Here is a 25,221-nt window from a genome sequence, read left to right as displayed (position 1 = left end):
CGCGCGTGCAGCCAATCCGCGTGAAATGGTGGATAATTGTGGCGTAAGCGATACGACGCGAAGGGATTGCTCTCATGGCAGCTCAGAAGCCCCGCACGGGCGACGGACCTCTTGAAGTGACCAAGGAGGGCCGCGGCATGGTGCTCCGTCTGCCGGTGGAAGGCGGTGGGCGTCTGGTCATCGAGATCAGCCCCGACGAGGCGAAGGCCCTCCAGGAGACCCTCGCCGAGGCGCTCGCCTGAGCACTGCTCGGCACGCCTGTCCCGGGCCCCTTCCGCACAAGGCTCCTCACGAGCCGCGGGAGGGGTCTTCCTGCAGCCTGAGGATGAGCAGCCCGTCGTCGACGGGCAGGAGCACCCGGGAGAGGCCTGGGGCCTCCGCCAGGGTCTGGAGCAGGGTCCGCAGGGCCTTCGCCTGCGGGGTGCGGACGGCGGGGTCGGCGACATCACCGCCCTGCAGCGCGCGGCTGATGACGAGCACTCCGCCGGGCTCGAGCCTCTGCAGCGCGTGCGGGACGAGGTCTGCCGTCTGCTCCGCCTCCGCGTCGACGAGGACGAGGTCATAGGCCCGCTGGGCCAGCCGGCCCAGCACCGTCACCGGCTCCCCGGTGATCATCCGCACGCGATGGCCGGCCAGCCCCGCGTGGACGAGCAGTTCGCGTGCCACCTGCTGTGCGTCGCCGTCCGTGTCGATCGAGGTGAGGATGCCCGAGCGCGGCATCCCGCGCAGCAGTGCGAGGGTCGCGGTGCCGGTGCCCGTGCCGACCTCGATCGCCGAGGCCGGCCGGAGCAGCTGCGTGAGGAAGGTCAGCGCCGCGGTCGAGGTCGGAGGCAGGGCGCGTCTGCGGAACTCGTGTGCGATGGAGCGCGCGGCGTCGTCGACGGGGTCGGAGCCGTTGTAGTCATCGGCCATCCGCGCGCTCGCAGCCCAGTCCCTGCCCATGGGACCTCCTCTCTGAGCCGCGTGGTCGTCCTGCAAGGGCTCAAGTCTAAATGCTCTCACCGGCGGTTCCGGGTGTGCTCAGGACAGGGGCCTCACCTCAGGGGCTCGAGATCGTCGAGGTCGTTCCTCCCGGCCAGTTCGTCGAGGCCGGCGGCGGCCGCCTTCGCTGTGCGGGCCAGTTCATCGGGGTCCATGCGTGCGGCACGCATGTCCACGCGGAGATCGGCACCGCCGGTGCCTGTGAGGGGCGTGCCCTCCGCGCGCCAGCGGGGCAGCGCCTCTGCGAGGAGGTCCGGCGGCAGCGCCCCGCGCGCATTGGGCACCCGCCACCACGCGACTCCGCCGCCGTAGGTGCTCATGACCCGGGCCGCGAAGCGCGCCGAGGTGCCGACAGCCTTCCCGATGTCGCCATAGGCGGCAGCGGAGCCCGGCGGGATGCATTCGACGGCGCGGAGCACGCGCTCGGCGGCGAGATCGTCCATGCGGCCCAGTCTCGCACGGGAGTCTGCGACGCGGTCGTCCCATTGGTAGGATCGGAGCCATGTTCGGCATCAATGGCTTCGAGATGGTCATCATCGTCATTGTTGCCCTCCTCGTGATCGGCCCCAAGCGCCTGCCCGAGTACGCAGCGAAGCTGCGTGATCTCGTCAAGGACTTCCGCCGGATGGCGGAGGGCGCGAAGGATACGGTGAAGAAGGACTTCGGTCCCGCGCTCGGCGACTACGACTGGCGCCAGTACGACCCGCGCCAGTACGACCCGCGGCGCATCGTGCGCGAGGCACTGGCCGAGGAGGACGAGGCCATCCGCACGGAGCGCAAGTCGCCCCGGGCCTCCGGTCCCGCCGGTGAGAGCCGGGCGGCAGGGGCGGCGGGGACCTCGCCGCTGGAGCGGCACCGGACCCAGCAGGCGCAGCGGACCCCGGGCGAGACCGCTCCTTTCGATCCCGAGGCCACCTGAGCTCAGGCTCAGCGGGGGCTGAGGCCCAGACTCCTGCCTGCGAGCGACCGGGAGCGCACGCGCAGGCGGTTCGCAACCTCGATGATCGCGGCCGGCCCCGGAGCGTCCGGGTGCGTGAGGACGGCCGGCACACCGGCATCGGCGCCCTCCCGCACAAGGGGATCGAGCGGGATCTGGCCGAGCAGCGGGACGTGCACGGGGCCTCGGGAACGGGCTTCCTCGGCCGAGCCGCCGCCCGCCGCGCTCGCATCGCCGGAGGAAGCCGCCTCGCCTGAGGCCGCCTCGCGTTCGGCGGCCGTGAGGCGCTCGGCGAGGCTGTCGGCGACGGAGCGTCCGCCGCCGGCACCGAACACGGGATTCCGCGAGCCGTCCGGCATCTCCAGCCATGACATGTTCTCCACGACACCGGCGACGCTCTGGCCCGTGGAGGTCGCGAGGGCCCCGGCGCGCTCGGCGACCTGGGCTGCGGCCTGCTGGGGGGTCGTGACGATGAGGAGCTCCGAGCCGGGCAGCAGCTGGGCCGTGGAGATCGCAACATCGCCCGTGCCCGGCGGCAGGTCCAGCAGGAGGATGTCGAGCTCGCCCCAGAACACGTCCGTGAGGAACTGCTCGAGCGCGCGGTGGAGCATGGGACCGCGCCACACGACCGCCTGGCCCGGGTCCACGAACATGCCGATGCTCATGACCGAGACCCCGTGGCCGGGCACGGGCAGGATCATGTCCTCGAGCTTCGTGGGCTTCGCGCGCACCCCGAGCATCGCCGGGATCGAGAAGCCGTAGATGTCCGCGTCCAGGACGCCCACGCGCAGGCCCTGTGCCGCGAGCGCTGCGGCGAGATTGGCCGTCATGGAGGATTTGCCGACACCGCCCTTCCCGGAGGTGACGGCGATGACGCGGGTGAGGCTGTCGGGCTGGGCGAAGGGGTTGACCCGTCCTGCGCCCGCGCGGAGGCGATCGCGCAGGGCGCCGCGCTGCTCCGGCGTCATCGCGCCGAGCTCGAGGCTCACCTCGGACACTCCCTCGAGGCCGAGCAGGGCCGCGCGCACGTCGCGGCTGATGGTGTCCTTCATGGGACAGCCGGCGATCGTGAGGAGGACCTTCGCGTGCGCGATGCCCTCTGAGTCGAGGCGCGCGGACTCGACCATGCCGAGCTCGACGATGTTCCTGCGCAGCTCGGGATCGATGACGGTGCGCAGCGCCTCGACGAGCCGCTCTTCGGCGGCCGGTGGGGGCGCTGCCCCGGCGGCCTTGGCATCGGCGGCGCTCGCGCTGCGTGCTTCCGCGCTTCCGGCGGTGGCGGGTGTCTCAGCCATGCGGCTCGGTGCTCTCCTCTGGGGGTGTCGGGTCGGTCCCCGCACCCGAGGCAGGGGCCGGCGATGCGGGGGCGGCTGCTGCCGTGGGTGCAGTATGGCATCCGCACGTGCAGGCGTGCTGTGCCGGGCCCTCCGGGGCGCGCGGGCGCGTGCGGGCCTGGTCGAGCTCCTCGAGGACTGAGCGCAGCTCGGAGCGGACGAAGTCGCGGGTGGCGACCTCGCGGATGGCGATGCGCAGGCTCGCGATCTCCCGCGTGAGGTACTCCGTGTCGGCGAGTGTGCGCTCCGCGCGCTGCCGGTCGTTCTCGAACTCGACGCGGTCGCGGTCCGCGCTCCGGTTCTCCGCCAGGAGGATGAGGGGCGCGGCATAGGAGGCCTGCAGGGAGAGGATGAGCGTGAGCAGGGTGTAGTTGAGGGTCTTGGGGTCGAACTGCAGAGCCTCGGGCGCCCAGGTGTTCCAGCCGAGCCAGGCCGCGCAGAAGAGAGTCATCCCCACGAGGAAGGCGGGCGTGCCCATGAAGCGGGCGAAGCCCTCGGACAGCCGCCCGAACGTCTCCGAGGACATGCCGATGCGGGGCATGCGCCGCCGTGCGATGAGCGGGGTCTCGAGCCCGGTGCCTGCCATCAGCTCACCTCCATGCGCGCGCTGTCGCGGTTCTCACGCCAGTCCTCCGGCAGGAGGGCATCGAGGACGTCGTCGACGGTCACGACCCCCACGAGGTGCTCGCCCTCGTCCGTGATGGGGACCGACACCAGATTGTACGCGGCCAGGAGGGCCGCGACGTCTCCCGTGGGCGTTTCCGGCGGCAGCGGTTCGACCTCCGTGTCCAGCAGGGTGCCGATGGGCTCGTGCGGCGGGTGCCGCAGCATCTCCTGGATGTGCACGAGGCCCAGGTAGCGGCCCGTGGGAGTCTCCAGCGGCTGCCGGCAGACGAAGACCGCGGCGGCCACGGCGGCCGGCAGCTCCTCCCTGCGGACGTGCGCCAGGGCCTCGGCGATCGTGGTCTCGGGGGAGAGGATGATGGGCTCGCTCGTCATGAGGCCGCCGGCGGTGTCCTCGTCGTAGGCCAGCAGCGTGCGGACGTCCTCGGCGTCCTCCGGCTCCATCGCCTGCAGCAGCTGCTCGGCGCGCTCATCGGAGAGCTCGCCGAGGATGTCCGCGGCGTCATCGGGCTGCATCGTCTCCAGCAGCGTGGCCGAGCGCTCGAGGCCGACCGCGTTGAGGACCTCGACGGCCTCGTCCTCGGGCAGCTCCTCGAGGACGTCGGCGAGGCGCTCGTCGTGGAGCTCGCGCACCACTTCGAGGCGGCGCTTGAGATCGAGCTCGCGGAGCACGTCCGCGAGGTCGGCGGGCTTGGTCTCCTGGTAGGCCGCGATGAGCTGGGTGGCCGACTGGGCGACCGCCGCGTCCTCGGGATGGTCGAACTCCGACCAGTCCAGCTGCAGGGTCTCTCCGCGGCGGCGCAGTGCGGAGAACGCGGAGCGGTGCTCGCTCACCCGGCGGACGAAGAGACGGGACACCTCCCAGTCCCGATTGCGCTGCTGCTCGATGCCCACGTCCTCGATCACGACCGGGGAGCCGTCCTCGCGCAGCCGCAGGCGCTGGTCGAGCAGGTCCGCGAGCACGAGGGTCTCGGAGGCGCGCTTGGCGAAGCGGCGCATGTTCACGAGCCCCGTGGTGATGACGGCGCCCACATCGATGCTCGTGATGCGGCCGATGGGCACGAAGACCCGCCTGCGGCCGGGCACTTCGACGACGAAGCCGATGACCTTGGGTCTGCGCCGCCGGGTCGAGCGGAAGACGATGACGGCATCGCGGATGCGGCCCACCTGATCGCCCAGGGGGTCGAAGACGCGTGTGCCTGCGAGACGGGCGAGGAAGATCCGGTCTGTGCTGCCGCTCATGGCTCTCATGCTACTTCGCGGCCCGGGGAGGACCGTGCCCGAGGCCGCATGCCGTGCAGGCGTGGGCGAGCGGCTCCGCGGGGTCGGGGACGCCGGGCCGTGATGAGCTCAGCAGGCGCGCCGTCGGAGCGGGAGTCCGGTCTGCACAGGTGACATGGCCGCTCAGGTGCCCGCCGTGCGGAGCCTCCGCCACGCCTCGGCGAGCTCGGGGGCGAGCTGGGACAGCGCCGCGGGACGGGGCGCTCCTCCCGGCGCCGCCTCCTCGTGCGGTGCGGCGCTGAGCGCGGCGTCGACGATCGCGAGCGAGAGCGCATCCGCGGCGGCGGCGTTGAGCATGAGCAGCGTGAGCGGGTCGAGGGGCGCGGCGGGGGAGCCGGGGTCCGTCCCCGCAGTTCCCGCCGTGCCCGTCGCGAGGGAGAAGACGGTGTCCCCGTCGGCGAGGGTATGGGAGGGATGGATCGCCCGTGCGAGGCCGGCCTGCGCCGACTGCGCGAGCCGGGTCGCCCGAGCCGAGTCCAGCGGGGCGTCCGTGACGACCGCGGCGATCGTCGTGTTCCGCAGCGAGGGATCGGAGCGTGCGGCATCGCTGACCGCGAGCGCGCGCTCGACCCAGTCGGCCGGGGCCGGGGGAAGCTCCGCCCCCAGTCGGGCGAGGACGCCCGCGGCATGGAGGCGACCGGCGGGCTCGAGCACATCGCCCATGGGATTGGCCGCGACGATCGCGGCGACGAGATGGCCGGCGGCGGTGCGCAGACACGCCGAACCCAGTCCGCCGCGCAGCAGGCCGCGGCCGATGAACCCGCCGGTTCCCGCGCCGACGCTGCCGCGGCGCAGCGGCGCGAGCTCGGCCGCGGAGCGATAGGCCTCGTATCCGAGCTCCGCGTCCGGGTGGCGCACGGTCCCGTCACCGCGCCCGAGGTCGTAGACGGCGGCGGCCGGCACGATCGGCACGAAGGCGCCCGGGAGGCCCGGGGCGGGGAACCCCCGCCCGTCCTCGGCGAGGCCCCTCTGGACCCCGCCCGCGGAGGCCAGGCCCCAGGCGCTCCCGCCGGTGAGGACGAGCGCGTCGACGGCCGGCGAATGCGTGCCCGGGGCGATGACGTCCGTCTCATGGGTGGCCGGACCGCCGCCGCGCACATCGGCCCCGGCGACGGCCCCCGGCGGGGCGGCGATCACCGTGGTGCCGGTGAGCCAGCCGGAGTCCGTGCGCTCGGCCGAGCCCACCCGCACACCGGTCACCGACTGCACATCCCCGCCGGGGACGAGCGTCCCCGTGACCTGCCGGAACGGTGGCGCAGCGCTCATGCTCAGGCCCCGCCGGCGAGCTCCCGCACCCAGGCCTCGACCTCGGCGCGGGTGCGGGGGAAGTCCGCGGACAGGTTCTCGACGCCGTCGTCGGTGACGAGCACATCGTCCTCGATCCGCACGCCGTTGCCGCGGAACTCCTCGGGCACCAGCAGGTCCGCCCGCTTGAAGTAGAGACCGGGCTCGATCGTGAACACCATGCCCGGGACCAGCTCAGCCTCCAGGTACATCTCGCGGCGGGCCTGCGCGCAGTCGTGGACATCGAGGCCCAGATGGTGGCTGGTGCCGTGGACCATCCACCGGCGGTGCTGCTGGCCGGCCTCGGAGAGCGCCTCGTCCACGCTCACGGGCAGGATGCCGAAGTCGTGGAGGCGCTGCGCGATGACCTCCATCGCCGCGGCGTGCACATCGGCGAAGAGGACGGTGCGGCTCGTATGGGCCGCCGCGGCGGCGAAGGCGGCGTCCGCCGCGGCGAGCACGGCGTCGTAGATCCGGGCCTGCACCGGCGAGAACGCGCCGGAGACGGGCAGCGTGCGGGTGATGTCCGCGGTGTAGAGGGAATCGGCCTCGGCGCCGGCGTCGAGCAGGAGGAGATCGCCCGGGTGCACGCGGCCGTCGTTGCGGATCCAGTGGAGGGTGCAGGCGTGGTCGCCCGAGGCCGCGATGGTGTCGTAGCCCACCCCGTAGCCGTCGAGGCGGGCGGCGGACTCGAAGCTCGTCTCGATGAGGCGCTCGCCGCGGGCGTGGGCGGGTGCCGCGGGGAGCGCGGCCACCGCGCGGTCGAAGCCGCGGCGCGTGATCGCGATCGCATGGCGCAGCTGGTCGATCTCGTGCGCGTCCTTGACGAGGCGGAGCTCGGAGAGGAACTGCTGGAGCTCGTCGTCGCCGGCGTGCGAGGCCTCGAGGTCCGCGGCGACCTGCTCGCGCGCGGCGTCGATCTGCGCCTCGACCGTCTGATCCGCGCCGCGCACCACGCGCACGGAGACGGAGCCCAGGTCCTTCGTCACAGCGTCCAGGGCGGTCGCCGAATCCGCCGTCGCGATTCCGGTGCGCACCGTCATGGAGGCGAGATCGTCGCGCGCACCCACCCAGTACTCGCCGTAGCGGGCATCGGAGAAGAACTCCTCCGTGTCCGCACCGGCGCGCGGGCGGAACCACAGGGTGACCTCGTGGCCGGAGCCCTCGCGCGGCTCGAAGACGAGCAGCGCATCGGGCTCGGAGTCGTTCTCGAGCCCGGTGAGGTGGAGGAACGAGGAGTGCGCGCGGAACCGGTAGTCCGTGTCGTTGGAGCGGACCTTGAGGGCGCCCGCGGGGACCACGAGGCGCTCGCCCGGGAAGCGTGCGGAGACGGCCTCCCGCCGCGCCGGGGTCCATTCCGCCGCCGCGAGCGGGGCGACGTCCTCGAGCGGGGAGGAGTCCCAGCCCGAGGCGACGAAATCGCGGAAGGCGGGGGAAGCGGGCCGGTGCGAGCGGTTGTTCACGCGGTCGGCCAGGTCCTGTGCCTCTGCGGTGCGGGAGGCGTCTGCGGCCTCGGAGGCAGGGCGGGCGTCTGCGGCGGGAGCGGAGGGGTCTGAGCTCATGGGCCCCATGGTATGCCCCAGGACGGACGCGGCGAACCGCCTCCGGCGGGCGGTGCGGCTCCGGGCCGGGGATGTTCGTACCATGGGTGCATGACGGCCGACCTCCACACGCATTCCCGCTTCTCCGACGGCACGCAGAGCCCTGCCGAACTCCTGGCGGAGGCCGCGGCCAGCGGACTCTCGGCGGTCGGGCTGACCGACCACGACACGACCGCGGGCTGGCACGCGGGAGCATGCGCTGCGGCGGCGGAGGGCATCGGCCTCGTCCGCGGCATGGAGGTCTCGTGCCGCTGGGAGGGCATCAGCGTGCACATGCTGTGCTATCTGCACGAGCCCGAGGGCGCCGAGATCACCGCGACGATCACCGCCGCACGCGAGGCGCGGGTGGTGCGCAGCCGGACCATCGTGGAGCGGATCGCCGAGGACCATCCCGTCTCCTGGGCCGATGTGCTCGAGATCGCCGGGCCCGAGGCGACGATCGGCCGCCCGCACATCGCAGACGCCCTCGTGCGCGCGGGTGTGGTCCCCGACCGCACCGCCGCCTTCGCCGATCTCCTCGCGAGCCGGGGCCGCTACTACGTGCCGCTGCCGGTCATCTCGCCGCTCGACGCCGTCCGCATGATCCACGAGGCCGGGGGTGCGGCCGTGTTCGCGCACCCGCGGGCCTCGGCGCGGGGCATGGTGGTCCCGATGCGCGGGATGCGCGAGATCATCGAGGCGGGCCTGGACGGCCTCGAGGTCGACCACCGGGACAACCCGCCGGACGAGCGGGTCCGGCTGCGGCGGCTCGCGCAGGAGAGCGGGCTGCTGGTGACGGGCTCGAGCGACTACCACGGTGCGGGCAAGCCCAACCGCCTCGGCGAGCACACGACCGCCCGCGATCAGCTCATGCGCCTCATCGAGCGCACCGACGGGGTGCCCGCCCTGGGCGTGTGAGCGGAGCCCGCGTACGGGGCCCGGTCTCCGCGCAGACACCCAGTTCTCGCGCGGACGCCCAGGTCCCCGCGGATGACGCCCACTTCTCGCGCAGACGCCCAGCTGTTCAGCAGAACAGCTGGGCGTCTGCGCGAGAACCGGGCGTCTTGCTCCTGGGCGTGCTCAGTCCTCCGCCGAGGCGTCCCCGCCGGAGGCACGTGAGCGCAGGCGGCGGCGCTGCGAGGGGCTCGTGCCGCGCGTCTCCTGCACCACCCGGCGCGGGGTGCGGGTGGCGTTCGGATCCTTGACCCTCCGGTCAGCGGTGCCGCCGGAGCTCTCGCCGCGAGAGGAGCTGCGCGCTCCTGCGCCGCCGCGTGCGCGCTTCTCCCCGGACTGGGTCGAGGACGTATTCGCGGAGCTGCGGCCCTTCCGGCCTCCGGAGCCCTGTGCGCTCTCGGCGGCGCCGTTCGCGCCGCCGTCCTCGCGGGCGGTGCCGGCACCGGTGTCCGCCTCGGCGGCCGAGGCGGACACGGCGGATGCGGGCGCGGAGACCGCCGTCTCCTCACCGTCGTGGCGGCGCCGACGGGTGCGGGACCTCTTCTCACCGCTGCGCGAGCCGCCGTTGTCCGCGGAGCCCCGGCCGCCCTCGGCGGGCCCGCTCGCTGCGGCCTCCTCGCCGGCACGGGTGCGCCTGCGCGGGGACCGGCGCTCCTCGGAGGAGCGCTCGCTCGAGCGCTTGGAGCGGCCGCGGCCCTGCTCGCGCTCCTCGCCGGCGGCCGGCTGCTGCCGCTTGAGACGGCCCTTGGTCCCCTTGGGGATGCCGAGCTCCGCGAACAGGTGCGGCGAAGTGGAGTAGGTCTCCTCGGGGGAGTCCAGGTCGAGGTGCAGGGTGCGGGAGATGAGCTTCCAGCGGGGCAGATCGTCCCAGTCGACGAGCGTGACCGCGGTGCCGGTGCGCCCGGCCCGTCCGGTGCGCCCGATCCGGTGGACGTAGACCTTCTCGTCCTCGGGGCACTGGTAGTTGATGACGTGCGTGATGTCGTCGATGTCGATGCCGCGCGCGGCGACATCGGTGGCGACGAGCACGTCCACCCTGCCCTCGCGGAACGCCGCCAGCGCCTTCTCGCGCATCTGCTGGTTGAGGTCGCCGTGCAGGGCGCGGGCGGAGAAGCCGCGGTCGCGCAGCTCCTCGCCCAGGCGGTCCGCGGTGCGCTTGGTGCGGGCGAAGATGATGGTCTTGCCCCGTCCCTCGGCCTGGAGGATGCGGCCGACCAGCTCGGACTTGTCCATCGCGTGCGCGCGGTAGGCGAACTGCCGCGTGGCCGCGTTCGTCTGCATCTCGTCGGAGGGGTCCTGCGAGCGGATGTGCGTGGGGCGGCTCATGTAGCGGCGGGCCAGGGCGATGACGGCGCCGGGCATCGTCGCGGAGAACAGCATGGTCTGCCGGCTGGTGGGCAGAGCCGCGACGATCCGCTCGACATCGGGCAGGAAGCCCAGGTCCAGCATCTCGTCGGCCTCGTCGAACACGGCGGTGCGGACCCCGTCCAGGCGCAGCGCCCGGCGACCGTGGAGGTCGAGGAGGCGGCCGGGGGTGCCCACGACCACGTCCACGCCCTCGGCGAGTGCGTCGAGCTGCGGTTCGAAGGCCTTGCCGCCGTAGATCGTGAGCACGCGCAGGCCGGGGCGCTTCCGGCTCGCGACCTCGAGGTCGCCGGCCACCTGGTGGGCGAGCTCGCGGGTGGGGACGACCACGAGCGCCTGCGGGACGCGGCCGGCGGATTCGGGCGCGCCCTCCTCACCGGGGGCGTGTACGCGCTGCAGGAGCGGGATGCCGAAGCCCAGGGTCTTGCCCGTGCCGGTCTTCGCCTGGCCGATGATGTCGGCCCCCGTCAGGGCGACCGGCAGGGTCATGGCCTGGATGGGGAAGGGGGCGGTGATGCCGGCCTCGGCGAGCGCGGCCTCGATGGGCTCGGCGACGCCGAAGTCGGCGAATGTCTGCTGTTCCTCTGTCACGTTCTCTCCTCACGGTGCTCCGTGAGGAGCACGTATGTGCGCGGGCCGCTTCGCCTGGTTGGCGGGGCTGGGCCCGAGGTGCGGATCGGCAAGGATCCGCGGGCGGCGGCACTCGGCCGCCGCGATCCGCCCCGGTGCGTGCCCGAGGCGGTGGGGAGCAGGACGTGCCCGCTCCGGGGGAGCGCCGTCCGGCAGCCTGCCGGCGGTGCGGTCCCGGCCGTCGGCCCGCATGCGGGCGCGGCGCTGTGCATCGAAGCCCCGCATCCCGGACTCCCCGTATGGCCGGGGCATGTCCGGAGGCGCCTCCTCCGGCACCTGCCCGGCACCCGGGCGCACAGATGGTCGGTGCGCCGAGGTGCCGGTGCGGACGGCCTTTTGCGTCAGACCACTCCGAATCCTACGCGGCGGGCCTGCTCCTCGCCCAGTTCGACATAGGCCAGGGCGTCGGCGGGCACCAGCACGCGGCGGCCCTTCGAGTCGTCGAGCGAGAGCACGGTGCCCTCAGCCAGTGCCGCGGCGACGAGCTCTCCGATCTCGTCGCGGGTCCTGTCCGAGTCGAGGACGATCTCCCTGTTGGACTGGCGCATGCCGATCTTGATCTCCACTGCTTGCACTTCCTTCTTAGAGACGGCTTCCGAGACTGTGGGGTGCTGTGCGCACTCGGGGACAAGCGTAGTCGGCTCAGGTGCCCGATGCGTGCGGAGGTGTCCCGGCTCACCTCGGGCGCGGCCGGCGCGAGCCGCTGCCCGGCTCTCAGTCGCCGATGCCGTAGAGGCCGTCGAGGCCGCTTACGAGGAAGGAGGTGAAGGAGTCCGCGGCGCGCTCGCGGTCGAGCTCCGGGTCCGCCGCGACGTAGCGGGCCGCGGACTCGCCCATGCTGGTGACGGTGTTGCCGATGAACTCGGCCGTGCGCGCATCGGTCTCCACGCCCTGAGCCACGGCGCGGGCGATCTCGGCGGTGAGGCGGCTGCGGACGGCCGCGACGATCGCACGTGCCTCGGGCTCATAGGAGTCCAGCGAGAACACGATGGTGTACTGGTCCCGGTGATCGTCCACGAAGCCGAAGAAGGCGCTGATGGTCGCACGGATGCGGCCGCGGGTCCCGCCCTCGGTCGCGAGTGCGGAGAGGATCGCGGTCTCCAGCCGGCCGGAGGCCTGGCGCACGACCTCGAGGTAGAGGGCGAGCTTGGAGTCGAAGTGCTGGTAGAGGACCGGCTTGGAGATCCCCGCGGCCTCGGCGACGTCGTCCATCGAGGAGGAGCTGTAGCCGCGCGCGGCGATGACGCGGGTCGCGCACTCGACGAGCTGAGCGCGGCGCTCGGCGCGGGGCAGTCTCCTGGTTGCGAACGGCATGGGCATGATCATATTGCACCGGCTGTGCTCCGCCCGCCGGGCGGACCGGCGCAGGCTCTCAGTGTTCGCGGCCGTGTCCGTGCTCCGTGATGGAATGAGCCCATGAGCTATTCGACGAGGGCCGGGGGCACGCAGGCCGGAGAGCCCGGTGCAGCCGGGCTCGGCCCGGAGGACGCCGCGGGTCCTGCCGGCGAGCTCGCGCAGCTCCTCCTGCGAGGGAAGTCCGCATGCGTGGCCGCCGTGCCGGGAACGGGGGTGACGAGCACGCTCGTGGCGGCGCACACCCGGCTGCTCTCCTCCGGCTCCCTGGGCCCGGACGATGTGCTCGTGCTCACCCCCAACCGGGCCCATGCGGACGCCCTGCGCGACAGGGTCGGCGCCGGCGAGCGCGCGGTGCGCACGGGTGCCGGTGCCCGCAGCGTGCACTCCCTGGCGTTCGGCCTCGTCTCCGCGGAGACCGCTGCGACGATGGGGGAGGCCGCGCGCTTCCTCTCCGGGGCGGACCAGGACGCGATCCTCGGCACGCTGCTCGAGGGCTTCGACTCCGGCCGCGTGCGCGCGCCGCACTGGCCCGAGGCCATGAATGCGGAGATGCGGCGCACGGACGCGTTCCGCGACCAGCTCCGCGAAGCGCTCGATGCGGTGCTGATCCGCGGCATCGCACCCGTGGAGGTCGAGGAGGCGGCCCGGGAGGCCGGGCGCGGGGAGTGGCTCGCGCTCGCCCAGATCCTCCAGGACTACCGGGACCAGCTCTCCTTCCCCGGCTACGGCGGCGTGGACACCGCCGGGGTGCTGGCGGAGGCGGCCGCGATCGTGCGGGCGGAGGCCGCGGCCGGGACCGCGGCGGGAGCGCCCTGGTCCTTCTCGGCCGAGCGCGTCCCGCGCTGCGTCCTCGTCGACGCGGCCCAGGACGTCCCGGATGCGGCCTTCGGGCTGCTCGAGGGCCTCACCCGCCTGGGCTGCGCCGTCGCGGTGCTCGGCAGTCCGGACGCCTCCACGCAGGGCTTCCGCGGCGCCGGGGGGCTCGTGCCCGCGTGGTCGCGCGCGTTCGCGACGGGAGCGATCCGGGGACGGACCCTCGTCCTGCCCGGGCGGACGGCCGGCGCGCGGGGCGCCGGTCCGGTGCGAGAGCTCTCCCTCGCCCTCTCGCGCAGGCTCTCCGCGCACCTCCTCCTCGGCCACGTCCCGCCCGCGGGGCAGGCCCGGGACGCGGAGGGGGACAGCGTGGCGGACAGCGAGGCGCCCTCCGGTGCGCCCGGCCCGGACGCGAGCGGTCCGGACGAGCGCGACGGGCACGAGTCCGCGCTCAGCGTCATCGCGCACGCCTCGTCCGCGGAGCGCACCCGCCACGTCGCCCGCCTCATCCGCACATGGCACCACGATGAGGGCGTGGAGTTCTCGGACATCGCGGTCATCACCCGCACCAACGGCACTGCGGTGAGCCTCCGCTCGGAGCTCGGCGCACTGGGCCTGCCGGTGGAGTCGACGGACCTGCCCCTGGCCGTGGACCCCGCGACGGCTCCCCTCCTCGCGCTCCTCACCGAGGACCTCGCCGACGACGCCGCGCGGGCGAAGCTCCTGCGCAGCCTGCTCGGGGGCGTGTACGGCGGCGTCGACGCGCTCGCGCTGCGGGGCATGGAGCGGGAGGCGGTGCGCGTGCTCCGGCAGGACGCGCGCGCACCGGGCACGGATGCGCTGCTCACCTGGGCCGATGCAGTTCTGCCGGCGCAGCTGCCGGCACCGCTGGCCCGGGCCGCCGCACTGCTGGAGGCGGGCCGGCGCGTGCGAGGCGCCTCGCCCCACAGCGCTCTCTGGACCCTGTGGGAGACCTCGGGCGCGGCCGCGCCCTGGCGGGCGGAGGTGCTGCGCGATCCGCGCTCACCGCTGCGCGAGCGCCTCGACGCGGTGGTGCGGCTGTTCGCGCTGGCCCGGAAGCTCGAGGACACCGTGGGGCTGCAGGCGGACGCCTTCGCCTCCCGGGTGCAGGAGCAGGTCTACGCACAGGACTCGCTCGGCCGCACCGACTCGCTCGACCTCGTGACGGTGGATTCGCCCGCCGGGGTCTCCCATCGCTCGTTCTCCCGGGTGGTGGTCGTCGACGTGGACGAGGGGCACTGGCCCAATCCCCGGATCCGGCGCAACGCCTTCCAGCCCGCCGATCTGCTGGCGCACCTCGCCGATCCCGAGGCCGCGGGGCAGGAGTTCGCGCCCGGCGAGGCCGTGCAGGAGGCCCGCCGCCGGACGGTCCGCGACGAGGGGGCGCTGTTCCTGGCCGCGGTGAGCCGGGCACGCGATGAGCTCGTCGTCTGCGCGCTGGACGACGGCGAGACGAGCCCCAGCGCCTTCCACCACATCGCCGCGGAGTTCGCGGGGGGAGCGGCGACCTCGCTCTCCCGGCTCTCCGAGAAGGCCGGCGAGGAGGACGGGGAGACGGAGGCGGGAGAGCTCGTGCCCGCCCGGCTGCGGGACATCGTGGGCCTGGCCCGGCAGGGGCTGCTCACGGAGGAGGATCCGGCGGACTGGGCCGCGCTCGTCGCCGCACTCGAGGCCGCGGGCCTGCGCGAGGCCGGTCCCTCGACGTGGAGCACCTGGCACCAGCCCTCCTCCACGGCTCCGGCGCGTGGACGGGACGAGACGCTGCGCATCCGCCCCTCGCAGGTGGAGGCCTTCGCGACCTGCCCGCTGCAGTGGTTCCTCACGGACAGCGGCGGTCGTCCGGGCGAGACCGTGACCGCGGCCTCGCTGGGGACGGCCATGCACCAGGTCGCCGAACACCATCCGGAGCCGGACCGGGCGGCGATGCTGGCGGAGTTCGACGAGGCGTTCGACTACTCGCTCCTGGCCTCGGAGTGGGAGCGCGACCGGACGCGGAGGGACGCGGAGACGATGGTCGACGCCCTCATCGACTACCTCCGGTTCAGCCGGGAGGACATGAGCGCCCGCGCCGAGCGCCTGCGGGCGGCCGGGGTCGCAGAGCCGGAGATCGCGGTGCTGCGTGAGGCGCAGGTGCGCGCCGCCTCGCCGGAGGTTTCGCCGGGAGGCCCGTGGCGCATCGGCGGCCGGGCGGACCGTCTCGAACGGGTGGGCGACACGGTGCGGGTCATCGACTTCAAGACCGGGCAGGCGCAGCCCTCGGCACAGGAGGCCAGGGACAATCCGCAGCTGAGGGTCTACCAGTACGCGCTCGCCGACGGCGAGGCCGTGCTCCCGCCCGTGCCGCAGGCGGGAGAGGAGCCCGGTGCGGCAGGTGAGGCCACCGGCGCGGCGGGAGGGGGCCCCGTGAGCACCGGCGGCGCGACCACCGGAACCGGGGCGAGCGGCCCGGAGAGCGCGGTTCCCGTGCGGCTGCGGGGGCTGGAACCGGCCGGTGCGGCACTCGTGCACCTGCGGAAGGGGCCGGGCGCGGGCCGGGGCGGGCTGCCGTCCTCGGTGCGCGAACAGCCTGCGATGGACCGCTCCTCGGAGGAGGGGGCGCAGATGCACGAGGACACCGCCGCCCTCATCGACGGTGTCGCCGCGGGGATGCGCCTGGCGCAGTTCCCCGCGACGCCGGGACGCCACTGCGAGCACTGCCCGGTGCGCTCCTCGTGCCCGGCGATGACGGCGCTCACAGCAGACGGAGGAGAGGGATGAGAGGGAACGCGATCAGTGCGGTCGAGCTGGCCGACCTCCTGGGAGCCAACCGGCCCACGGAGGAGCAGCAGCGGATCATCGAGGCGCCGCTGGAGTCCGCCGTCGTCATCGCCGGCGCGGGCTCGGGCAAGACCACCGTCATCTCGCTGCGGGTCGTCTGGCTCGTGGCCAACGGGCTCGTGGCCCCTGACCGGGTGCTGGGCCTCACCTTCACCCGGAAGGCGGTGGGCGAGCTCAACGAGCGCGTGCGCACCATGCTCGCCCGCTATCGGAGGGCGGTCGCGGCGCCCGGCACCCGTGGCGCGGGGGCGCACCGGGCGCGGGCCCGCGCCGAGGAGGAGGTGCCCGGCCTCGACCTGCCCGTCATCTCCACCTACAACTCCTATGCGGCCTCGCTCGTGGCCGATCACGGGATGGAGATCGGCCTCGAGGCGGGCGAGGGCGTCCTCGACGCAGCCGCGCGCCAGGAGCTCGCCGATGCCGTCCTGGACTCGGCGACCTCGGCGGCGGTCGTGCCGGAGCGCGCGCGCTCGACCATGAGCGCGTGGATGACGCAGATGCTCGGGGAGATGGGCGAGCACCTCGTGGACTTCGAGAAGATCGAGGCCTTCCTCGGCGAATCGGTCGAGGCGCTGTGCACGCCGGTGTTCCTGCGGGGGCTGGCGAAGGCCGTGCGCCGTCGCCGCAGCGGCCCCTATCAGGACAAGGCGGCGAAGACCCAGTTCGCAGCGCAGCTCGAGGACGCGGCGGACGAGCTCGAGGCGGCCGGCCGGGGGCCCGGCCGCAGCGCAGCCCTCGCCCGCGCGCGTCCGCTCGTGGAGGCGCACGAGCAGAAGATCGTGCCGCAGCTCGAGGCGAAGCGCCGCATCGTGGGCCTCGCCCGCTCCTATGCGGATGCGAAGCGGGAGCGCGGGGGCATGGAGTTCTCCGACCAGGTCTCCTTCGCACACCGCATCATGACGACCTCCCGGACCGCGCGGGAGACCGAGCGGTCCCGATGGGACGTCGTGCTCCTGGACGAGTACCAGGACACCTCCTATTCGCAGCTGCTCCTCCTGCGGGAGCTCTTCGCGCGCCTCCCGGTCATGGCGGTGGGCGATCCCCGGCAGGCGATCTACGGCTGGCGCGGGGCCAGCGCGGACAACATCACATCCTTCGCCGGCTCGTTCCGGGGGCCGGCCGATGTGCCGGCGGCCAAGTACGGGCTCATGACCTCGTGGCGCAACGACGAGGCGATCCTCACCGCTGCGAACCGGATCGCCCGCGGCCTCGACACCGAGGACGAGCGCAGGGGGCTCGCCGCCCGCCCGGGAGCGGGTCCCGGAGCGGTGGAGGTCTCGCTCACCCAGAATGCGGTGAATCCCGGGATTCGCAGCGCCGAAAGCGCGATGACCGCGGACGGCGGCACAGGACCGGAAGGGACCGCAGGCCCGGAGAGCACTGCGGAGTCGGGCGGGAGCGCTGGACCGGACGGCACCGTCCCGCCGGACGGCGCCGCAGAGCTCGCGCAGGAGCCGCCCTCGCAGCTCGAGGAGCTCGTGAGCTGGGTCCTGCGGGTGCGGGAGGAGCTGCGCGAGGAGGCGCGCGCGGCAGCCGGGAGGGAAGGCGCGAAGGACGTCCCCGAGCCGACCGTCGCGGTGCTGTGCCGCAACCGCTCGGGCTTCGGCCATGTCGCCGCCGCCCTCGAGGACGCGGGTCTGCCCGTCGAGGCGCTCGGGGTGCGGGGCCTGCTCGAGGACCCGTTCGTCGCTGATGCGCTCGCCGCCCTCGAGGTGCTTGTCGACCCGGATGCGGGCAATGTGCTCATGCGCCTGCTCACGGGGCGGATGGTGCGCCTGGGTGCGGCCGATGTGCACGCCTTCTCCTCCTTCGTGCGCTCGCGGGCGGTGGCGATGCCCGACCCCGAGGCTCCGGGGGAGCAGGTCGAGGAGGGCATCGGCGTCGTCGAGGGCCTCGACGAGCTGCTCCACGCGGCGGCTCCGCCGGTGGCGGACGCGGCGCGTCCGGAGGCCCGGCGGCACCCGGAGACGGGTGAGCCCCTGCTCAGCGCCGAGGGGCACCGGCGGCTCGTCCTCCTGGCCCGCAGCCTCCGCCGGCTGCGCAGCGCGAACCTCACCCTCACCGGGCTGCTGCGGGCGGTGATCCGCGAACTCGGCATCGATACGGAGATCGCGGCGCTGGCCCCCGCCCACGAGCGGGTGCACCAGCGTCAGCTCGACGGCTTCCTCGCCGTCGCGAGCGGCTTCGTCGCCGAGCACCCCGCGGGGGGACCGCGCGATCTCCTCGCCTGGCTGCGTGTCATGGAGGCCGCCGACGAGATCGGGGAGACGACGCCTGAGCCGGCCCCGGGCTCCGTCACCGTCATGACGGTCCACGCCTCGAAGGGCCTCGAATTCGATGCCGTCGCCGTGCCGTTCATGCACGCCGGCGGGCTCCCGAGCGCCCGCCGGTCGAAGGCGGGCTGGCTGGCCGGGGGCGCGCTGCCCTATCCGCTGCGCGGCGACAGCTCCAGGCTTCCGCCCTTCGACCTGCGGGAGATGGGGCTCGAATCGCCCGCGGACTTCGAGGCGGCGCTCGGAGACGACGGCGCGGTGGGCCGAGCGCTCGAGGCGCACCACCGGAGCGAGGAGCGCAGACTCGCCTATGTCGCGCTCACCCGGGCGAGGAAGCGCCTGTTCGTCTCCGCCTCCCGCTTCACGATCGGCCGGACGCGGCCGGTGGAGGACTTCCCCTTCCTCGCGGAGGTCGCCGAGAGCCTGGGGCTCACGCTGCCGGAGCTGCCGGAAGCCGATCCCGTGGCCGAGGAGGCGGCCGCTGCCGCGGTCTGGCCGGCCTCCGATCCCGCTCCGCTCGTGCGGCAGCGCGCGGCGCGGCTGTCCGCGCTGCGCACCGTCCGGCACGAGTCCCCGCGGCTGGAGGACCTCGTGCGCTCGGCGGACTCACCGCGGGTGAGGGCGCTGGCCGCGCGCGCGCTGCAGCTGCTGGACGAGGAGTCGCGGGCTGCGGCCCCGCTCGAGCTTCCCAGCCGCCTCTCCGCGACGGCCATGGTGGGGCTGAGCGCGGATGCTGCGGGCTGGTGGGCCGATCAGCTCCGCCCCATGCCCGAGGCGCCCAGCGTCGGCGCGGAGCTCGGCACCGCCTTCCACGCGTGGGTCGAGCGGCACTACGGCCAGGCGGCCCTGCTCGACATGGAGGCGGGGGAGACCGCGGCACGGCTGCCTGCGGCCGCGCACGAGTCCTTCGACCGGCTCCGGGAGACGTTCTCCGCTTCGGCCTATGCGGCGAGGACCCCGGCCGCCGTCGAGCTGTCCTTCGAGCTGGTGCTGGACCGGGGCCCGGATGCCGCGGCCCTGCACGTGCCGGGCAAGATCGACGCGGTGTTCCGCGAGGACGACGGCCGCGTGCTCGTGGTCGACTGGAAGACCGGCCGCAGGCCCACGGACCCGGAGCGGCTGCGGCACATGGAGCTGCAGCTCGCGGTGTACCATGCGGCGCTCATGCGGATGCCCGCCTATGCCGATGCCGCGGGCATCGACGCGGAGTTCTACTTCGTGGGCTCGGACGAGGTGTGGCGGGCGGAGCGGCTCATGGGCGAGGAGGAGCTGATCCGCTGGCTGCGCGAGGCCGAGGCCGGTTCTGCCCGGTCCGCCGGCTGAGTCGGCTCTGCGGGAGCGGGCAGTGCCGCTGTCGCGGGCAGCACCACTGGAATCGGCGGCCTCGCCCGGGGGAGGCGTCCAGGGGGAGGCGTCAGTTCCCGCGGGGATCGTCCTCGAGCTCGCTGAGCCGCTCGGTGCCGATGCCGTCCTCGTCATAGGCGGGTGCGGCCAGCGGCTGGAAGGCCTCGGCATCGCGGGCGAGCAGACGGACGCCGTCGGAGCTCCTCCCGCCCGGCTCCGGGGAGGCGGCCTCCGGCCGGTCATGCGGGTCCGCGTCGGTCCTTCCGGCGTCGCCAGCGGTGTCGGCAGGGTCAGCGGTCTCGCCGGGGTCAGCGGTCTCGTCATCGGTGCCGGCGTCGACGGGGGCGCCGCTGCCTTCCGGGTCGGCGGCTCCGTGTGCGTCGGCGGCTCCGGCATGCGGCTCGCCGGAGGCATCCGCGTCCTCGGCGTCCGTGATCTCCGCGAGCGCCTCGAGGAGGGCCACGGCATCGTCGACGGCCGAGGGGTCCTGTGCGGCGACGGCCGCGAGCAGCCAGTCGAGCACCGTGATCTCCGAGTGGAAGCCCACGCGCACGCGCAGACCGGGATCCTCCGCGCCGCGCGCCCGGCGGTAGGCGCGGAAGAAGCGCTCGAAGTCCTCGGGCGTGAGGAGGGAGGAGACCGCGGCCAGATCGGCTGCGGGATCGCCCACCCGCAGGCGGGAGAGCTCGCCGATGCCGCTGATCCGCCCCTCCTCGGCCCAGAGCGCGTCAGGTCCCAGGTTCGCGTGCACCGGGACCGGCAGGAAGCGCCAGGCGGCGACGTCCTCGAGGGCCTCCTCCCAGCGCTGGAGCAGGGTCGCAGGCACCCTGCCGGTCTCTGCCGCCGAATCGAGGTCGGCGAGCATGCGCTCGCGCAGCTCCGCGGACTCCTCGACCACGAGGCCCGCATCCGCGACGGGGCCGGGGTCGGCGCCGTGGATCAGCGCGACCGCCTCGGCGAGGGAGTCGACGAGGTCCGGCTGCCGCGCGAACATGTCGGTGGACAGCGGCGTGCCGGGCATGGGCTCGGTGAGCATGAGCGTATGAGCGCCCTCGCGGTCGAGGAGCCGCCCCGGCACGCCTCCGGAGGCCAGCACCGCGGTGAGCGCGAAGGGCGCCTCGGACAGGAGCGGGGCGAGGACGGAGGCTGCGATGCGCTCGGCGGAGGCGGCGGTCTCGGACTCCGGCGGCCAGGCCGTCGCCACGAGTGTGCGCGCGCCGTCCGCGAGCAGCACCCGGAGGGCGTCGGCGGAGGGCAGGGGCGCCCAGGCGCTGGGGGAGAAGCCCTCCAGCAGGGAGGCGGCGGCAGCGGCGATCCTCGGTCCGATGGTGTCCACCGTTCCAAACTACCCGCTGCGGCAGGCGCCCGTGCGATGGGTGCGGGGGCGTGTCCGCGCCCTTCGATAGTCTGGCCGGCATGAAGGAACTTCCGCTCCTGCCGCCGGCCAGCCTCTCCCGCACTGCAGTGGACCGCTCCCACGTCCACCGCGGCGGGGGCATCGACGCGATCTGGGAGACGGGCCGGGCCCGGGCGGTCCTCGCCCACCGCGGCACCCTGCTCGTCTCCCGGGGCGGGCTCCACCTGCTCGACCGCAAGGATGTGCCGGAGGACTCGGTCATGCTCTACCTCGGCGCGGACGGGGAGGGGACGCACTTCGTGGGCGGCGCGCTCACGGACGAGGGGCGGGCCGCCGTGGACCGGCGGCTGGCCGCGGAGACCGACCGCGACCCCGAGGATCTGCTCACGGACCCCGTAGGCGGTCTCCACGCCACACGCCCCGTCTGGCTGGGGCTGCGCGAGCTGGGCACGCGCCTGAGCGACCGGGACGTGGCGCTCGCCACCTCGCTCGTGGCCGTGGGCAACTGGCACGCCACCCACACGCATTCGCCGCGCAGCGGTGCCCCCACCCACCCGGCGCAGGCGGGCTGGGTGCGGGTGGACCCGGAGGCGGGCACGGAGCACTTCCCGCGGACGGACCCGGCCGTCATCATGGCCGTCGTGCACACGGACGCGGACGGCACGGAGCGAATCCTGCTGGGCTCCAACGCGCTGTGGCCGGACGACCGCTTCTCGCTGCTGGCCGGCTTCGTGGACCCGGGGGAGACCCTGGAATCGGCGGTGATCCGGGAGGTCGAGGAGGAGGCCGGCCTCCGGGTGCGCCGGCCCCGCTACGTGGGCTCCCAGCCCTGGCCCTTCCCCGCCTCGCTCATGCTCGGCTTCACCGCGGAGGCGGACTCCCTCGAGGTCCACACGAACGACGAGGAGCTCACCCACCTGCGCTGGTTCACCCGCGAGGAGCTCGTCGAGGAGCTGCGCGAGGGCACGGTCTCCGTCCCGGACGCCGTCTCCATCGCGGGCCAGATCATCGCGGCCTGGGCAGGCGGACTGGATCCGCAGACGACCGGCTGGTCAGCGCGGGGATGAGCCGGGGCGATCCCGGGAGGGCGCGGCCCGAGCAGCTGCTCGACGCCCTGGACCCGGAGCAGCGGCAGGTGGCCGAGCACCTGGAGGGCCCCCTCGTGGTCCTCGCAGGGGCGGGCACCGGCAAGACGCGGGCGATGACCCACCGCATCGCCTACGGCGCGGCGACGGGTGCCCTCGACCCGCGTCACGTCCTCGCCCTGACCTTCACGGCCAAGGCTGCGGGCGAGATGCGCTCCCGGCTGCGGGCCCTGGGCGCGGGCACCGTCCAGGCGCGCACCTTCCACTCGGCCGCACTGCGCCAGCTGCGGTACTTCTGGCCCCGCTTCGGTGAGGGCCCGTTCCCCGAGCTCATGGCCCAGAAGGCGCCCATGGTCTCCCGCGCCGTCCAGGCGGTGGGCATCGCCCCGGAGCGGGAGACCGTGCGCGATGTCGCCGCGGAGATCGAATACGCCGCGGTCTCGCTGCTGGGAGCGGAGGAGTACGGGGAGCGCGCCGGCGGCCGCGATCTTCCCGCCGGGCTCGACGCGGAGACGATGGTGCGGGTGATCGCGCGCTACGGCGAGATCAAGACGGAGCGGCGCATCCTCGACTTCGAGGACGTGCTCCTCGTGCTCGCAGGCGTGCTGGGCAGCCGCGAGGAGATCGCGGCAGAGGTGCACGGCCAGTACCGGAGCTTCGTCGTCGACGAGTTCCAGGACGTCTCGCCCCTGCAGTACGACCTGCTCCGGCGCTGGCTGGGACGGCGCGACTCGCTGTGCGTCGTGGGAGATCCCGCGCAGACCATCTACACCTTCGCCGGGGCCTCCGATCGCTTCCTGCGCCGTCTGCCCGTGGACTTCCCCGGTGCACGGGAGATCCGGCTCGTGCGCAACTACCGCTCCGCGGAGCCGGTCATCGGCGTGGCGAATGCGGTCCTCGCCCGCACCGCGCGCTCGCCCATCCGCCTGCGGGGCACGGATCGCACGGGCCCGCAGCCGGCCTTCGCGGAGTACGAGGACGATGCCGCCGAGGCCGAGGCGGTGGCCGCGCGCATCGCCTCGGAGGTCTCGGGCGGGCGGCGGGCCGGCGACATCGCAGTGCTCTTCCGGACCAATTCCCAGAGCCGCCTGTTCGAGGAGGCGCTGAGCGCCCGCGGGGTGCCGTACGTGCTGCGGGGAGGGGAGCGCTTCTTCGCCCGCCGCGAGGTGAAGGAGGCGATCGCGATCATGCGCGCCGCCTCGGGCCGGGGGAGCACGGAGCGGCTGGACGAGCAGGTGAGGTCGATCCTCTCCTCGGTCGGCTGGACGCCCGAGGCGCCGAGCGCGCAGGGCGCGGTGCGGGAGCGCTGGGAATCCCTGACCGCGCTCGTGAACCTCGCGCAGGACAGCCAGGCCGACACCACCCTGCCGGTGCCGCTCAGCGCGTTCATCGCGGAGCTCGACGACCGGGCCGAGCACCAGTTCGCCCCTGCCGTCGACGGCGTGACGCTGGCCTCGGTGCACGCGGCCAAGGGGCTCGAATGGGAGAGCGTCCACCTGGTGGGCGCCTCGGAGGGCCTCATACCCATCGGCTATGCCGAGACCGCCGATGAGATCGACGAGGAGCGGCGCCTGTTCTACGTCGCGGTGACCCGTGCGCGCACGGCTCTGTCACTGAGCTGGTCGAAGGGGCGTCGCGGAGCGTCGGGGAGCGGGCGGCGGGCCTCGCGCTTCGTCTCCGAGGTGCAGGCCGGTCAGCGGGCCGCGACGACGCGGGCCGCTGCCCCGGCCGCCCGGAACCGGACTCCCGCCCCCGTGAAGTGCCGGGTGTGCGGTCGTCTCCTGACCGCCCGCGCGGATCGCAACCGCGGGCGCTGCGGCACATGTCCGGCCGAGGTCGACGATGCGGTGCTCGAGGCCGTCGTCCACTGGCGTGCGGCGAAGGCGGAGGAGGCGCGCCTGCCGGTCTTCCTCGTGCTCGCGATGCCGACGGTGCGCGAGATCGCGGAGAAGCGCCCGGAGGGGCTCGACGAACTGGGCCGCGTGAGCGGGATCGGTCCGCTCAAGCTGGAGCAATACGGAGCGGAGCTCCTGGAGCTGGTGCGGGCGCACCGCTCGGACTGAGCGGGATCCTGCAGTCGCAGTCGTGGTGGAACCGCGCCGGCCGATGGGAGACCGTGCCGTCCCGGCCGTCGATCGTCGCGATCCGGTCGAATCCGCGGCCGTGCACCCGCAGCTCGCGCAGCATGCGCGCGGATTCGAGGCAGGCGGCCTCGACGAGCAGCGGGTCCACGAGCGCTCCGGCCGAACGCTGCGACAGCTGGGTCCAGGCCTCGAACCAGCCTGGGCCGTCATCGCGGGAGCGGAGCACGGCGCACACCGCGCAGGGTCCGGCGCCCGGGCGCACCGGCACGAGCTCGGCCCGCCTGTCGCCGATCCGCACCGACAGGTGCCAGGCGTCGTCGGCGAACAGCGCCGAGGCCTCGCTGATGTCGTGCGTGTGGAGGCTCGAGAGCACGGTGAGGGCGGCACCGGCGCCGGCGCGCGCCGCGGCGGCCGCGCTCTCGCACACCTCGACCGCGAAGCCGGCCGCTGTGAGGATCCGTGCGTGTGCCTCGGCGGCCTGGCCGAGGGCGAAGATCCGGGGTGCGGAGATGCGGGCGGCGGCGGCCGAGGCCTCCTTGCCGCATGCGGCCGCGTACGCCTCGGCGAAATCGCGGGGGATGCCGCTGCGGCCGGCCGCTCCGCGCGGTTCGATGACATCGGCTTCGCGCAGGAGGCGGAGGAGCGCTGCCGCCCGCTCCCCGGACACGCCGCTGCGCTCCGCCGTCTCGGCGAACTCGGCCTCTGCGCAGCCGCGGCACAAGGCATCGAGGAGTGCGAGGTCCCCGGGGGCGAGGCCGTCGAGGAGCACGGGATCGTCCACGCCGAACTGGACCGAGGTCTCGTTCCGCCGGACGAGGGGAACGCTCCGCCTGAACTGCAGCATCATGGCCTCCTGTGCTCGGGACACCAGGCTAGGAGGCCGGTCGCGGCCGTGGAAGACCCCGCCGAAGGCTGTGGACAGACCTGTGGACACACAGACGACCGGAAGACGTCCGGCCGAGCGCCGCTCCAAGGGGCGGAGCACTCTGCCACGACATCTCCCGGCCGTGTGTCCCCCAGCCGCGCGCGGAGCTCGTGGGCCTTCCCCTAGCCCACGAACCCCGGGTTTTCCAGGGGTACGAAGAACTAACCTAGGAGGCT

Annotated in this window: 19 protein-coding genes; 7 read left to right on the top strand and 12 right to left on the bottom strand. The window is 74.0% G+C overall.

The window, feature by feature from the left end; genetic code table 11:
* Positions 1-74: 74 nt before the first annotated feature.
* Positions 75-242: a DUF3117 domain-containing protein gene (locus K318_RS24245; RefSeq protein WP_084499785.1), complete on the top strand. Its 168-nt coding sequence runs from the start codon at positions 75-77 to the stop codon at positions 240-242.
* Positions 243-288: 46 nt separating this feature from the next.
* On the opposite strand, the gene K318_RS19905 is transcribed toward K318_RS24245, so the two are convergent.
* Both K318_RS19905 and K318_RS23545 read right to left on the bottom strand, forming a co-directional pair.
* Positions 289-942 carry an O-methyltransferase gene (locus K318_RS19905; RefSeq protein ID WP_035280761.1) on the bottom strand — a complete coding sequence of 218 codons (654 nt, stop codon included), beginning with the start codon at positions 940-942 and terminating at the stop codon, positions 289-291.
* 92 nt (positions 943-1,034) lie between these two features.
* A complete protein-coding gene (locus tag K318_RS23545; protein ID WP_051297621.1) occupies positions 1,035-1,424 on the bottom strand; it encodes an MGMT family protein in 390 nt (129 codons plus the stop codon).
* A gap of 59 nt (positions 1,425-1,483) precedes the next feature.
* On the opposite strand from K318_RS23545, the gene K318_RS0106505 reads away from it, so the two are divergent.
* Positions 1,484-1,900 carry a twin-arginine translocase TatA/TatE family subunit gene (locus K318_RS0106505; protein ID WP_029088890.1) on the top strand — a complete coding sequence of 139 codons (417 nt, stop codon included), beginning with the start codon at positions 1,484-1,486 and terminating at the stop codon, positions 1,898-1,900.
* A gap of 8 nt (positions 1,901-1,908) precedes the next feature.
* On the opposite strand, the gene K318_RS0106500 is transcribed toward K318_RS0106505, so the two are convergent.
* From K318_RS0106500 to K318_RS0106480, 5 genes are all read right to left on the bottom strand, one after another.
* Positions 1,909-3,213: a P-loop NTPase gene (locus tag K318_RS0106500; protein WP_029088889.1), complete on the bottom strand. Its 1,305-nt coding sequence runs from the start codon at positions 3,211-3,213 to the stop codon at positions 1,909-1,911.
* On the bottom strand, positions 3,206-3,838 hold the full coding sequence (locus K318_RS19895) for a DUF1003 domain-containing protein (protein ID WP_084499783.1): 633 nt from the start codon (positions 3,836-3,838) through the stop codon (positions 3,206-3,208). Before K318_RS19895 ends, K318_RS0106500 begins: the two co-directional genes overlap by 8 nt.
* Positions 3,838-5,118 carry a magnesium transporter MgtE N-terminal domain-containing protein gene (locus K318_RS0106490; RefSeq protein ID WP_029088888.1) on the bottom strand — a complete coding sequence of 427 codons (1,281 nt, stop codon included), beginning with the start codon at positions 5,116-5,118 and terminating at the stop codon, positions 3,838-3,840. The genes K318_RS19895 and K318_RS0106490 overlap by 1 nt, the downstream gene beginning before the upstream one ends.
* A 162-nt stretch (positions 5,119-5,280) precedes the next feature.
* Positions 5,281-6,423, bottom strand: a complete 1,143-nt coding sequence (locus tag K318_RS19890) for a P1 family peptidase (RefSeq protein ID WP_051297620.1) — start codon at positions 6,421-6,423, stop codon at positions 5,281-5,283.
* Between the two features lie 2 nt (positions 6,424-6,425).
* The gene (locus K318_RS0106480) at positions 6,426-8,003 is read right to left on the bottom strand and encodes an aminopeptidase P family protein (protein ID WP_029088887.1); all 1,578 of its coding nucleotides are present in this window, start codon (positions 8,001-8,003) and stop codon (positions 6,426-6,428) included.
* A gap of 90 nt (positions 8,004-8,093) precedes the next feature.
* Here K318_RS0106480 and K318_RS0106475 point away from each other — a divergent pair, with 90 nt between their 5' ends.
* Complete coding sequence (locus tag K318_RS0106475; RefSeq protein ID WP_029088886.1) at positions 8,094-8,939, top strand: PHP domain-containing protein; 846 nt, start codon at positions 8,094-8,096, stop codon at positions 8,937-8,939.
* Positions 8,940-9,101: 162 nt separating this feature from the next.
* Here the strand turns inward: K318_RS0106475 and K318_RS19885 are convergent, their stop codons facing one another.
* The 3 genes from K318_RS19885 to K318_RS23540 form a co-directional block, all read right to left on the bottom strand.
* Entirely contained in the window at positions 9,102-10,931 is a 1,830-nt protein-coding gene (locus tag K318_RS19885) for a DEAD/DEAH box helicase (RefSeq protein ID WP_084499781.1), read from the bottom strand.
* A 380-nt stretch (positions 10,932-11,311) separates the two neighbouring features.
* Complete coding sequence (locus K318_RS0106460) at positions 11,312-11,536, bottom strand: DUF3107 domain-containing protein (RefSeq protein ID WP_029088884.1); 225 nt, start codon at positions 11,534-11,536, stop codon at positions 11,312-11,314.
* 148 nt (positions 11,537-11,684) lie between these two features.
* Positions 11,685-12,284: a TetR/AcrR family transcriptional regulator gene (locus tag K318_RS23540; RefSeq protein ID WP_169721451.1), complete on the bottom strand. Its 600-nt coding sequence runs from the start codon at positions 12,282-12,284 to the stop codon at positions 11,685-11,687.
* A gap of 102 nt (positions 12,285-12,386) precedes the next feature.
* Between K318_RS23540 and K318_RS0106450 the strand changes: the two genes are divergently transcribed.
* Both K318_RS0106450 and K318_RS0106445 read left to right on the top strand, forming a co-directional pair.
* Positions 12,387-15,917 (top strand): UrvD/REP family ATP-dependent DNA helicase, encoded by a 3,531-nt coding sequence (locus K318_RS0106450; protein ID WP_029088883.1) that lies wholly within the window; start codon positions 12,387-12,389, stop codon positions 15,915-15,917.
* Positions 15,914-19,573, top strand: a complete 3,660-nt coding sequence (locus K318_RS0106445; RefSeq protein WP_029088882.1) for an ATP-dependent helicase — start codon at positions 15,914-15,916, stop codon at positions 19,571-19,573. Before K318_RS0106450 ends, K318_RS0106445 begins: the two co-directional genes overlap by 4 nt.
* Positions 19,574-19,664: 91 nt before the next feature.
* Here K318_RS0106445 and K318_RS23535 read toward each other — a convergent pair whose 3' ends face one another.
* Positions 19,665-20,930, bottom strand: a complete 1,266-nt coding sequence (locus tag K318_RS23535; RefSeq protein ID WP_051297618.1) for a phosphotransferase — start codon at positions 20,928-20,930, stop codon at positions 19,665-19,667.
* A gap of 80 nt (positions 20,931-21,010) precedes the next feature.
* On the opposite strand from K318_RS23535, the gene nudC reads away from it, so the two are divergent.
* On the top strand, positions 21,011-22,018 hold the full coding sequence (gene nudC / locus K318_RS19870; RefSeq protein WP_035281009.1) for an NAD(+) diphosphatase: 1,008 nt from the start codon (positions 21,011-21,013) through the stop codon (positions 22,016-22,018).
* On the top strand, positions 22,015-24,099 hold the full coding sequence (locus K318_RS0106430; protein WP_029088881.1) for an ATP-dependent DNA helicase UvrD2: 2,085 nt from the start codon (positions 22,015-22,017) through the stop codon (positions 24,097-24,099). The genes nudC and K318_RS0106430 overlap by 4 nt, the downstream gene beginning before the upstream one ends.
* On the opposite strand, the gene K318_RS0106425 is transcribed toward K318_RS0106430, so the two are convergent.
* Positions 24,038-24,967, bottom strand: coding sequence for a hypothetical protein (locus tag K318_RS0106425; RefSeq protein WP_029088880.1), 930 nt, complete (start codon positions 24,965-24,967; stop codon positions 24,038-24,040). The genes K318_RS0106430 and K318_RS0106425 overlap by 62 nt on opposite strands.
* Positions 24,968-25,221 lie beyond the last annotated feature (254 nt).

It is taken from the genome of Brevibacterium album DSM 18261 (assembly GCF_000426445.1).
Taxonomy (GTDB): Bacteria; Actinomycetota; Actinomycetes; order Actinomycetales; family Brevibacteriaceae; genus Brevibacterium; species Brevibacterium album.
Note: the sequence above shows the minus strand (reverse complement) of the source record. Positions and strands in the feature narration are given on the sequence as shown.